The sequence below is a fragment of the Nonomuraea sp. NPDC003201 genome, assembly GCF_053590415.1.
This window is the reverse complement of sequence record NZ_JBSFTC010000340.1, coordinates 1-11124: the sequence shown is the minus strand read 5'-3', so window position 1 is coordinate 11124 and position 11124 is coordinate 1. Positions and strand designations below refer to the sequence as shown.

Sequence of the window (11124 nt, the reverse complement as noted above, 5' to 3'; positions counted from 1 at the left end):
TGAGGGACCTCAGCAGCTGAAACTCAAGATCCAAGGAAAGGCGAGGATGTCCGAAGCAATCGACCGGCGCCGACTCGTACGACGGCACAACCCCGCGCGAGCTGATCCACGACCGCCACGCCGAGCCGATCAGCGCCGACGACCTCGCGGCCTGGACCGGCTCCAGCCGGTACGCCGTCTACCGGGCCTTCCGCACGGCCTACGGGCTCGCGCCCAGCGACTATCAGCGCCAGCTGCGGCTGCGCGCCGCCCGCCGCCTGCTCGCCCAGGGCCATCCGGCGGCCCGGGTGGCCGTCGAGGCCGGGTTCACCGACCAGGCCCACCTCACCCGCTGGTTCACCCGCTCGTACGGCGTCACGCCCACCCAGTATCGACTGGCACGACCGGTCTGACCTCTTCTCAGTCCGTCCCAAGTCTGCCACCATTCCGCCCCAAGTCACCCTCCCTAACGTGACTCGCGACAACACCGGACAGGGAGGATGCGATGAAAAACGTCTACAAGGTCTTGGCCTACCTGGTGGCGATCGAGGTCGCCGTGCAGGCGTCGATGGTGGTCTGGGCCGACGCCGGGCTCGGCCTGTGGGTCGAAGGGGGCGGCGTGGTCGACAAGACGCTCATGGAGAGCGGCGAGACGCCGTTCGCCGAGGCCCTCGGGCTCATGATCCACGGCATGAACGGGATCTTCGTCATCCCGGTCCTCGCGCTGCTCCTGCTGATCTCCTCGTTCTGGGCGAAGCTCCCCGGGGCCGTGAAGGCGGCCGGGCTGGTGCTGCTGCTGGTCGTCCTGCAGATCACCTTCGGCCTCGTCGGCCACAGCATCCCGATGGTGGGCCTCGTGCACGGCCTCAACGCGCTGCTGCTGTTCACCGTGGCGCTCTACGCGGCACGCCGGGGCGCGGCCGTGACCTCGGCCGCCGTGCCGGGGTCGCAGCACGCGGCCCGCGGCTGACGGCGCGTCCCATGCGTCGCAACCGCCCGGATCGCGGCCGGGTGCGCACCGCCGTCGCGTGCGCCGCGACGGCGGCCGTGCTCGGGCCGCTGATCTGGCTCTGGCAGGCCAGCCTGCTGCCGTCCGCGTACTCCGTCATGGACATGGGGTACGCGGACTACGGCGGCGGGCCGCGAGGCGCCCAGAACCACGGGGCGCATGCGATGGGAGGCGCCGCAACCCACGCCCCTGCTCAACATGGCGGGCGCGACGTGACGGAACTGGTCGCCGACGCGGACCGCCCGGCCGACGTCACGGTGACCGTGGTGGCCCGCAAGCAGCGGTTCCGGCTGGCCTCCGGCCGCGACTTCGACGGCTACACGCTCAACGGGCAGTCGCCCGGCCCGGTCATCGAGGCCGTCCAGGGCCGGCTGGTCCAGGTCAGGCTGGTCAACGAGTCGGTGCCGGGCGGCATCACGCTGCACTGGCACGGCGTCGACGTCCCCAACGCCGCGGACGGCGTCGCTGGCGTCACCCAGGACGCGGTCGGCATCGGCAAGGAGTTCACCTACCGGTTCGTCGCCGACCGCGCGGGCACCTTCTGGTACCACTCGCACCAGATGTCACACGAACAGGTCCGCGGCGGCCTGCTCGGAGCGCTGGTCGTCGCGCCGGCCAAAACCGCCGGCGTGAAAGACGTCGTGGCGCTGGTGCACCTGTACGGCGGCGTCCGCACCGTCAACGGGCGCGAGGGCGACGTCCAGGTCAAGGCGGCGCCCGGCGCGCGGACCCGGGTACGGGTGATCAACACCGAGTACGGCGTCATGCCTGCCTGGGTGAGCGGCGCGCCGTACCGGCTCGTGGCCGTGGACGGCACCGAGGTCAGCGGGCCGGCGCAGGTGCGGGACCAGGCGGTCGCGGTGGCCGCCGGCGGACGCGCCGACCTCGAGGTCACCATGCCCGCCGACGGCTCCCCCGTGCGGATCCACCTCGGCGGTCCCGCCGGCGTCGTGCTCGGCTCGACGTCGTACGACGCGCCCCCGGTGCCGCGACCGGCGGCGACGCTCGACCCGCTCACGTACGGCACCCGGGCGCCGCTCGGGTTCGACCCCGCCGAACCCGACCGGCGCTTCGAGTACGACGTGGGCCGCCGCCCCGGCTTCCTCGACGGGGTCCCCGGAGTGTGGTGGACGATCAACGGCCACCTGTACCCCGACGTGCCCATGTTCCACGTGACCGAGGGTGACGTGGTGCGGATGCGCATCTCCAACAACAGCGGCGAGGCTCATCCCATGCACCTGCACGGCCACCACGCGGTGGTGCTCACGCGCGACGGCGTGGCCGCCACCGGCAGCCCCTGGTGGGTGGACTCCCTCGAGGTCGGGATCGGCCAGACGTACGAGATCGCGTTCGTCGCCGACAACCCCGGCGTCTGGATGGACCACTGCCACAACCTGCCCCACGCCTCCGAAGGGCTCACGGCCCATCTGATGTACGAGGGAGTCACCACCCGGTTCACGGTCGGCGGCTCGGCCGACAACAAGCCCGAGTGAGCCCTATCGGGCGTTCGCCCGATAAGCGAGCACCAGGCGCCGGCCGGCGGCGACGACGTGCGGCGGCGCATTCCACCGGTTCGGGGCGGTTTCGGCACGGCCCGGTCTCAGGACCAGGCGATCTCGCCATGGCGGGAGACGAAGCGTCCGGTGCCGGCGCCGGGCCCTTCGGTGGCGAGGGCGACGATCGCGTCCGTGCCCTCGGCAACGGTCTGGGGGCCGCTGTGACCGTTGAGGTCGGTCGCGGTGTAGCCGGGGTCGGCGGCGTTGACGCGGATGCCCTTGAGCCCCTTCGCGTATTGCGTGGTCAACATCGTCAGCGCCGCCTTCGAGGAGGTGTACAGCGGCGCGATGATGTGCGACTCGGGCCGGCCGGGGTCGTGGGTGAAGGCGAGGGAGCCCATGCCGCTGCTGACGTTGATGATCGCAGGGGCGTCCGAGCGGCGCAGCAGCGGCAGGAAAGCGGTGGTCGTGCGGACGACGCCGATGACGTTGACGTCGAGGACGGCGCGGGCGTCGGCGGCGGTGAGGTCGCCGGGGTCGCCGGCGGGGCCGTGGACGCCGGCGTTGTTGATCAGGACGTCGATCCTGCCTTCGTGTTCGGCGACGTTCGCGGCGGCGGCGGCCACGGACGCGTCGTCGGTCACGTCGATGGGGACGTAGCGTGCGCCGAGCGCGGCGGCGGCCTCCTCGCCCTGCTCGCGGTCGCGGGCTCCGACGAGCACGGTGTGGCCGTAGTCGATCAGGCGGCGGGCGGTCTCGCGGCCGAGGCCCTTGTTGGCTCCGGTGATGAAGGTGATCGTCATGCGTTCGATACTGGTCCCGGCGAAGGAGGCGGACCAGGGACGCTTCGACGGTAGGAAGACCGGTACCACCCTCGCGCCCCCACGCACGACCGGGGATGCATGAGGATGGAGGTCATGCCGACGACACCCGGGACCGGACTGGGCGCGATGATCCGCACGTGGCGGGATCGGCTGCCCCCGTCGGCCGCCGGGCTGCCGGTGTCCCGGGGGCGCCGGGCGGCCGGGCTGCGCCGCGAAGAGCTGGCCGACCTGGCCGGCGTATCGGTCGACTACGTCGTGCGCCTGGAGCAGGGGCGGGCCACGACACCGTCGGCGTCGGTGGTGGCGTCACTGGCGCGGGCCCTGCAATTGTCCACCGCCGAGCGGGACCACCTGTACCGGCTGGCCCGGCTCGTACCGCCGGCGGGCGGCGCGATCTCCGACCATCTTCCGCCCGGCGTGCAGCGGGTGCTCGCCCGCCTCGGGGACGTGGCGGTCGCCGTGTTCGCGGCGGACTGGCAACTGGTGTGGTGGAACCGCGGGTGGGCCGCCCTGCTGGGCGACCCCTCCGCCGCGCCGCCGCGGCTGCGCAACTTCGCCCGCGACCGGTTCCCGGTGGACGCCGGCCCCGCGCACCTCGCTCTGTGGCCGGTGACCGAGGCGGACCGCGCCGCCACCGACGCCGCCGTGGTCTCCGACCTGCGCCGCGCCACCGGCCGCTTCCCCCAGGACGGCCGCCTGGCCACGCTGATCCGCGAGCTGAACGCGGGCAACAGGAGGTTCGCCGAGCTGTGGGCGACCGGAGAGGTGGCCGCGCACCGCGAGGACCACAAGACGATCTACCACCCGTCGGTGGGCCCGGTCACGGTGGACTGCGACATCCTGACCGACGGCGACTCCGAGCTCAAGATCGTCATCATGACCGCCGTGCCCGGCAGCGAGGACGAGACCAGGCTCCGCCTCACCGCCATCGCCGGCCCACCGACCCCGAACCACCACATTAGGAGGAGTCCTCACTAAGTAGCCCCCGATTGCTCCCCTATGTCGTTGACCACCCTCCAAGTTGATGTTAGTAATGCAGGAAACCTTCATAACAACGGAGGCCACCTGTGGTCACGCGATTAGCCGCACTGGTCCTGCTCCTCACCGCCCTGCTGGCCGTCCCCCTGCCCGCCCAGGCGGCCACCGGCTACGCGTTGACGGCCGCGCAACTGGCTCAGGTCCGGCCGCTGGCGTTCACCTCGACCCTGTCGGCGCGTGACGCGGTGGTCTCCACGTTGCCGGTGACCAAGGTGCGGATGGACACCGTCATCGCCGGCGGCTACTCCACCCGCGCGATCTGCCACCCCACCGACCTCCACGTCTCCGTCCCGGTCAGCGGATTCTGCTGGAACGCGACCGACGACACGACCGCGAACTGGTTCCCGCAGGGGATCACGGGCAGCGGCGACGGCATGAACGGCTCGGTGCTCTACCCGCCCTGCGACGGCTGCGCCGGCCGGAAGATCGTCGCGGTGAGCTGGCGCAGCGGCGCCTCCCACGAGTACGGAGCCAACCGGCTCGCCAGGGTCACCTTCGTCGACGTCACCGCCGGAATGTCGGGAGCCCCCTACCGCCACGTCGTCCTGGTCGAACCCGACGGCACCGCCGAGGGCTTCCACGAGATCGCCACCCACGCCGACGGCATCTCGTGGTACGGCAACAAGCTCTTCCTCGTCACCGGCGGCGACCCGGACGTCTCCGGCGGCGACCGGCTGGTCCGCGTCTTCGACCTCACCCACTTCTGGAAGATGAACTCCACCACGTCAGGGAACGTCGGCTGCGTGAGCGGCGTCTGCTCGGCGGCGTACTCCGGCTTCGCCCTGCCGCAGATCGGCTACTACCGGCTCGACTCCCCGGCGGTGTGCGCCAGCCTCGACCTGACCAGGCCCTGCCTGAACGGCGTCTCGCTCGATCGGAGCGGCGCCGACCACCTGACCACCGTCGAATACAAGAGGGGCGCCTCCGGCGGGAAGATCCTGCGCTGGCCCCTCGACCCGTCCACCGCCCTGCTCAGGACCGGCTCCGACGGGCTCGTCCACCCCACCGAGGGATGGACCAGCCCGGTCTGGGAGCTGCAGGGCGGCGTGTTCACCGGCGACAAGGGCGTCCTCGTCGGGCTGTGTCCCGACGGCGCGCCCGCCGTCACCTACATGCCGGGCGGCACGGCGAACATCTCAGGGGATTTCCGCAAGTCCTGCCTGCACCGCGTCACGATCTCCGCCGACCGCGGCACGCTCGACGTCCACTACATGACCACCGCCCCGGGCAACGCGCAGAACGTCGCCTACTGGCCGGCCGGCGGAGAGATATGGCTGGTCAACGAGTTCCGCGGCGATTACGACGCCATCTACGACAGCGACCGCCTCGTGCTCGCCCTGAACTGCCCGAACCTCGACTGCTGAGCCCGGCACCTCGCCGGCCACGGTGCGCGATCGATCCGGTCAGCGGGCGCTGACCGGATCGCCCACCCGGATCGTGCCCGGTTCGAGGGTGACGAGGCGGATGCCGAACCAGGTCTTGCCGTCCCACTTGTGGTGCCGGGCCAGCGTCCGCAGCGGCTCCTTGCCCTTCACCTGGGTCTCCGGATCGATCGTCGTCACCGCGCAACGGTCGCAGATCTCCGAGACCCGGAAGGGGACGTCGCCGATCCGCACCTCGCGCCAGCCTTCCTCCGCGAAGGCCTCCGCGCCCTCGATGATCACGCTGGGACGGAACCGTACCCGGGACAACCGCCCGGGCGGATCCTCGCCGTGCCTGGCGGCCTCCTCGGCCAGCCACCCGTCCAGGGTGAGCGCGGACGACTCCGAGATGAGCAGGAGCGGCGCGTCCCACGCGAAGCTCACCACCTCACCCGGCAACCCGCCGTGCGCCGGGTCGATCGTCCGCCGCGTGGGGTCGTCCAGCCATACCAGCCGGGCCGGGCGTCCCAGCAGCTCGCTGAACCAGGCGTGCGCGGCGTCGTCGGCGAGCACCGCCTTGTCCAGGCCGGTGAAACCGACCCGCGTGGCAGCGCCGGTGGCGGGCGGCACGGTGAGGGGTTCCATCCCGCGCGCCGCGAGCCGCAGACCGTCCTCGGCGGTGGGGTGCGCGGCGACGGACGCCAGGCGCGGGAACTCGCCCAGCCACAGGTTGTCGCCGTTCTCGTCGACGACCGCCCACCGCCGGTCCCCGTCCAGACCCCAGGGGTGAACGACCGCCTCGGACCGCGCCCAACTCTGACCCGATTTCAGCGGATAAATCAGGATTTGATCAAGGATCACCGCCCAAGCTTATCCGGTTCAGTAACGGCCGTCAGGAGGCAAATATGTCACCACTCCCGCCGCTCCCCCGCTGTCCGGGGCCGATGCCCGGACGCCAGGAGCTCCCGCATCCGGGACACCCACGGGGAGGGCACCGGTCCGGCCCGTTCGTCGGCGACGAGGTCGCGGAGCTCCTGCCAGGCGGGTAACGGGATCACTTGTGTCATGGGCGGGAGATTAGAGATCATCACCGACAAAGCGACCGGGTGCGGATCCGGCCGTTCACAAGATCGAGTCGGGTGGGGAAAGGCCGCGTGATCGACGACGTACTCCGTTCCATGGCCGAGAAGATCGCGGCCGCGGCGCCCCCGAAGTGGCGCCGGGCCGAACTGCGGGGGTTCGCGACCGCCGGCGGGTCCGGGCACAGCGGCCTGACGTACGAGCCCGGCGCCGGCGGCGGTGACGTCGACCTGCACGCCGAGCTGTGCGCCGTGCACACGCTGGCCGGGCCGGCCGGCGATCATCTGACCGTCGAGCTGGTGGTCGAGGCCAAGGGGCGGTTCGAGGCGGTGGTCAGCGAGTCGCTGGAGCGTGCCCAGGGCGGCGGGTTCCTGTACGTGCTCGACCGGCACGCGCTCCCGGCCGAGCCGGCGGCGTTCCAGAAGGGCCCGGTGGAGCCCACGCAGGCGGGGGACCCGCGGGAGGCGGTCGCGCTGCTCGGCGCCTATTTGCGGGAGCGGGACCGGATCCTGGGACGGGACACGTACGCGCCGCCGCCCGCGCTGCCGGAGGCGCGCCGGGCCGAGCTCGCGATGGGGCTCCCCGACGACCTCCGTGCCCTGTACGCGCACATCGACGGCGACGGCGGCGAGGGGCTGCTGGACCGGCACCCCTGGTTCGGCCTGGAGAGGCTGGTGAGCCAGAGCCGCCCGGAGAACCGCTGGTGGGCCGCGGGCCGCGCCTGGCGTGACCACCTGCGCACCCCGTTGATCACCAGCACCGGCCCGCCGCTGGCGGTGCGCCGGGCGTCGGACCACCCGGGCTGGATCCCGTTCGCCACCAGCACCGGCGGCGACTTCCTGGCCGTGGACCTCGCGCCGGGCCCCGGCGGGCGCTCCGGCCAGGTCATCCGCATGGGCGTGCACCACGACGACGGCCCGGTCTACGTCGCCGACTCGGTGACCGGCCTGCTGCATCGGCACGTCGCCGCGCTGCGGGCGGGCGCGTACCGGGTCGAGCAGGGCGAGCTGTGGATCGACGCCGAGGAGCCGGAGGAGGAGCCCCGCGCGCTGGTCGTCGCCGGCGCCGACGCGGCCTCCATGCGCGGCATGCGCGCGGGGATCGAACGCCTGACGGTGCTCAACGCCCCCTGGGCCGACTTCCGGCCCCTGCGCGGGACGCCGACGCTGTGGCAGATCACCGTGGAGAACGTGCCCGGAGCGGGCCTGGGCCCGCTCCGCGACACGCCGGTGGAACTGCTCGACCTGGCCATGGACACGATCGACCTGTGGCCGCTGGCGGGCCAGGCCACGCTGCGCCTGCTGACGCTGCGTACCGCGAACCCCGTGGACCTGGCGCCGCTCGTGTCGTGCCCGCGCCTGTACGGGCTGGACCTGTCCGAGGCCACCGTCAACGACCTCGGCGTGCTCGCCGACCTCAAGAACCTGCTCTACCTGCGCCTGCGCCGCGCGCAGTGGGAGGAGCTCTGGGAGCGGGCGGGCCACCCGGCGGGGCTGGCGGCGGCCGAGCTGGCCGCCGAGCCGCCCCGGGAGCGGGCCTGGTGGTGGTCGGTCGACAGGTCCTACCACGCCCCCGAGCCGTCGCTGAGGACGGCGGTCAAGTGGGCGGCCGACCTGGCGGGCAGGTCGGCGGACGTGCGGACCTTCGCGGGCCGGTTCACCCGCGGCGGGTCAGCCCCTCGTTGAGATCAGCTCCAGGGCGCGCTGGTACTGCTCAGTCGACGGCTGACGGGTCCAGGTCATGCCGGGCAGGCTGTCCGAGAGCATGCGCGCCATGACCATGGACATGACGTCGGACGGCTGCGCCTGCGGCATCTGCGGGCGCATCGACCGGTATCCGGCGAGCACCCGGCCGTAGTCGTACATCAGCGTGTTCGTGAAGCGGCTGCGCTCGGCGTCGGCGCTCTCCAGCCCCGCCACGAACTCGGGCTCCGGCTCCTCGATCACGGCCTTGTAGACGTCGAGGCGGTTGCGGATCTCGCCGGGGGCGGCGTGGCTGTGGGCGTCGTCGTACATGCGGGCCACGTGCTGCGGCATCTCCACGAGCACGGTGAGCATGCCGTAGCCGCCGTCCTCGTCGCCGTAGCCGCCGACGCCGCCGTCCACGCCCTGGGCGTGCGTGGCGCTCATCATCGCGCTGGTGAAGTCGTACTTGTCCATGCCGTCGACCGGCTCGGCCATCCAGTCGTCGTGGAGGTGCAGCACGCCGCCGGTCTCGCTGTGCGCGGCGCGGTCGATCAGGTGGCGTACGGCGCCCGCCGGGTCGGCCAGGGCCTGCGGGCCCATCGCGGCGAACTGCTCGGTGAGCAGGAACAGCGAGATCATCATGGACGGGTCGTAGACGCGCAGCGCACCGGCCTCGCGGTGCGGGAAGACCGTGCTCTCCTCGTCGTACGCCTCGAGCCCGGCCATGAAGGCCCGCTCCTGCTCGTCGTCGAGGATGAGCTCCCAGGCCCACTTGCGTTCGACGTGGAACTTGTAGAAGTCCTCGCCTCGGAGCGGATCTCGGAACTTCCACCACAGAGCCACGCCCGCGACCAGGGCGACGATCACACCCAAGGCGATCCACATAGGGGTCCGTCTCTCTTTCTCTCGGGTTTACTGCCGGAAAGGCCGGACGGTAGCAGTGAAGATCCGCCTATCTCCCGGAAACAACCGGAAAGGAAGGACATGATCACCTTCAGTAGCCCCTAGAGAACGTTGTCCATAGGCGGGCGGCACCCGAACGGTGGCGCCGCCCGCCCGTGACGGGGTCAGGCCCAGGCCGTGACGGCCGTGAAGGAGCTGTCGTCGCGGAACCCGGCCGTGCCGTCGTAGGCGTCCACCCAGAGCTCGAAGCCGCGGTGGCGCAGGAAGCGGCCGGGGTAGTTGCTCGATTCGAGGCGCACCGAGCCACTGGCGGCGCCGGGGACGGCGTAGAAGGTGGCATCGGCCCTGAACACGGCGGTGCCGTCGTCGGCGCCCAGGCGCGCCCGCCAGCCGGAGTGGCGCAGGTAGCGGCCGTCGGCGGCGCGCAGGGAGTAGCCGTTCGGCGCGGCGAGCCCCGTCACGATCGTGAACGTGGCGTCCTGGCGGGTCTGGGCGTCGCTGGAGGCGCTTACCTCGTGCAGGTAGCCGAGGTCGTTCTGGTGCCTGGCGTAGCGGGCGGGATAGTTGACCGAGCGCAGCGACCTCGTCGTCCCCGTCGGGAGGGTGGCGGCGCCGGGGACCCTGGCGTGCGTCAGCGTGCCGAACCCGAGCTGGTCGAAGCCGCCGCTGTTGGGCCCGTAGTCGCCGCCGCCGCCCTCCGGCCGCACCTTGGCGACGAACGCGGCCGAGTACGGCATCGCCAGGCCGCGCCTGACGGCGTAGTGGTGGTAGACGGTCTCCCAGACGGGTCGCACCTCGCCGCGGCTCGCCGAGGAGATCGCGGTGTGCGTCTGCTGCGCGCAGTTCTGGCCGGTGCCCCAGGTGTAGGCGGTGAACGGGACGTCCTCGCCCAGGTTGTACTTGGCGATGTACTCGCACGCCTTGGCGAACCGGTTGCCGTCGTAGCCGTACAGGTCGATGCCCTGGTTCCAGGCCATCTCGCAGAAGGCGCCCATCTGGCCGACTCCCATCATGGTGTGGCCCTGGTCGCGCCCGCTCTCCTGCCACTGCGCGAGCCCGCCGCTGTGCAGGAACGGGATGGCGTGCGCGATCGAGCCGTTGCCCGTGCCCGTCTTGAAGTACGTGACGGCCCGGTCGATGAGGTCCTGCCGGTCGCAGAGCACGCCGATGGCCAGGATCGAGTTCATGGAGCACAGATCCCAGTTGGCCCAGTAGTTGGTGATGCAGGCGTCGTTGTGGTTGGTCAGGAAGCTCTCGTTGAGCGGGTGGAAGACGTTGAGCATCATCCGCTGGAAGCGGGCCAGGTCGAAGCCGCCGTAACCGCGCATGATCTCGGCGACGTTGGCGAACTGGTAGCCGTAGATGCCCGCGGCCAGGAACCGGTCGGCGTTGCCGGTGACCGTGGTGAGCGTGCCGGACCAGGCGTTGAGGATGTCGCGCGCCTTGTCGCCGTGCGCGGTGCTGCCGCTGACCTTCCAGCGCAGCGCGTTCTGGTAGGCGGCGTGGATGTCGTTGTAGAGGATGCCGTAGTTCTGGCCGTCGCCGCCGCGGACGATCGTCGCCTGCGGGTTGGGCGTCCAGGTGCTCTGGGAGTGGGAGTTGGCCACGAGCCGGTCCCAGCCCGCCTTCCACGGCTGGGCTCCGGCGTTGACCATCGAACGCATGCGGTCGAAGTCGGCCTGCGTGTGCAGCAGGCCGGGGTGACTGGCAGCGGCGGCGGGCTCGGCGCCGCCCAGCAGGGGCACATCG

The 11124-nt window shown here is 71.7% G+C and carries 11 protein-coding genes; 6 read left to right on the top strand and 5 right to left on the bottom strand.

Going from position 1 to position 11124, the window contains the following annotated elements; all coding sequences use genetic code 11:
• Window positions 1–101 precede the first annotated feature (101 nt).
• The 3 genes from ACWDX9_RS52895 (at window position 102) to ACWDX9_RS52885 (ending at window position 2481) form a co-directional block, all read left to right on the top strand.
• The gene (locus ACWDX9_RS52895) at window positions 102–392 is read left to right on the top strand and encodes a helix-turn-helix domain-containing protein (RefSeq protein WP_449969585.1); all 291 of its coding nucleotides are present in this window, start codon (window positions 102–104) and stop codon (window positions 390–392) included.
• A gap of 92 nt (window positions 393–484) precedes the next feature.
• A complete protein-coding gene (locus ACWDX9_RS52890) occupies window positions 485–949 on the top strand; it encodes a hypothetical protein (protein WP_350738118.1) in 465 nt (154 codons plus the stop codon).
• An 11-nt stretch (window positions 950–960) separates the two neighbouring features.
• Window positions 961–2481 (top strand): multicopper oxidase family protein, encoded by a 1521-nt coding sequence (locus ACWDX9_RS52885; RefSeq protein WP_449969582.1) that lies wholly within the window; start codon window positions 961–963, stop codon window positions 2479–2481.
• Between the two features lie 107 nt (window positions 2482–2588).
• Here ACWDX9_RS52885 and ACWDX9_RS52880 read toward each other — a convergent pair whose 3' ends face one another.
• Window positions 2589–3287 (bottom strand): SDR family NAD(P)-dependent oxidoreductase, encoded by a 699-nt coding sequence (locus tag ACWDX9_RS52880; protein ID WP_449969579.1) that lies wholly within the window; start codon window positions 3285–3287, stop codon window positions 2589–2591.
• Between the two features lie 114 nt (window positions 3288–3401).
• Between ACWDX9_RS52880 and ACWDX9_RS52875 the strand changes: the two genes are divergently transcribed.
• Together ACWDX9_RS52875 and ACWDX9_RS52870 are read left to right on the top strand one after the other, a co-directional pair.
• A complete protein-coding gene (locus ACWDX9_RS52875) occupies window positions 3402–4286 on the top strand; it encodes a helix-turn-helix transcriptional regulator (RefSeq protein ID WP_449969577.1) in 885 nt (294 codons plus the stop codon).
• Between the two features lie 89 nt (window positions 4287–4375).
• Window positions 4376–5710, top strand: coding sequence for a hypothetical protein (locus tag ACWDX9_RS52870; RefSeq protein WP_449969574.1), 1335 nt, complete (start codon window positions 4376–4378; stop codon window positions 5708–5710).
• 39 nt (window positions 5711–5749) lie between these two features.
• Here the strand turns inward: ACWDX9_RS52870 and ACWDX9_RS52865 are convergent, their stop codons facing one another.
• On the bottom strand, window positions 5750–6568 hold the full coding sequence (locus tag ACWDX9_RS52865; RefSeq protein WP_449969571.1) for an MOSC domain-containing protein: 819 nt from the start codon (window positions 6566–6568) through the stop codon (window positions 5750–5752).
• A gap of 47 nt (window positions 6569–6615) precedes the next feature.
• Window positions 6616–6774, bottom strand: coding sequence for a hypothetical protein (locus ACWDX9_RS52860; RefSeq protein ID WP_449969569.1), 159 nt, complete (start codon window positions 6772–6774; stop codon window positions 6616–6618).
• 87 nt (window positions 6775–6861) lie between these two features.
• Here ACWDX9_RS52860 and ACWDX9_RS52855 point away from each other — a divergent pair, with 87 nt between their 5' ends.
• Window positions 6862–8472 (top strand): SMI1/KNR4 family protein, encoded by a 1611-nt coding sequence (locus tag ACWDX9_RS52855; RefSeq protein WP_449969567.1) that lies wholly within the window; start codon window positions 6862–6864, stop codon window positions 8470–8472.
• Here the strand turns inward: ACWDX9_RS52855 and ACWDX9_RS52850 are convergent.
• Window positions 8458–9357 (bottom strand): hypothetical protein, encoded by a 900-nt coding sequence (locus ACWDX9_RS52850; RefSeq protein WP_449969564.1) that lies wholly within the window; start codon window positions 9355–9357, stop codon window positions 8458–8460. The genes ACWDX9_RS52855 and ACWDX9_RS52850 overlap by 15 nt on opposite strands.
• 182 nt (window positions 9358–9539) lie before the next feature.
• On the bottom strand, window positions 9540–11124 hold a 1585-nt coding region (locus tag ACWDX9_RS52845; RefSeq protein ID WP_449969562.1), incomplete at its 5' end, for an AbfB domain-containing protein.

Bases quoted from the DNA above. Each gene is read 5' to 3' on its own strand.
- ACWDX9_RS52890 (WP_350738118.1), top strand. From the start codon at position 485: ATGAAAAACGTCTACAAGGTCTTGGCCTACCTGGTGGCGATCGAGGTC.
- ACWDX9_RS52875 (WP_449969577.1), top strand. From the start codon at position 3,402: ATGCCGACGACACCCGGGACCGGACTGGGCGCGATGATCCGCACGTGG.
- ACWDX9_RS52885 (WP_449969582.1), top strand. From the start codon at position 961: ATGCGTCGCAACCGCCCGGATCGCGGCCGGGTGCGCACCGCCGTCGCG.
- ACWDX9_RS52860 (WP_449969569.1), bottom strand. From the start codon at position 6,774: ATGACACAAGTGATCCCGTTACCCGCCTGGCAGGAGCTCCGCGACCTC.
- ACWDX9_RS52880 (WP_449969579.1), bottom strand. From the start codon at position 3,287: ATGACGATCACCTTCATCACCGGAGCCAACAAGGGCCTCGGCCGCGAG.
- ACWDX9_RS52850 (WP_449969564.1), bottom strand. From the start codon at position 9,357: ATGTGGATCGCCTTGGGTGTGATCGTCGCCCTGGTCGCGGGCGTGGCT.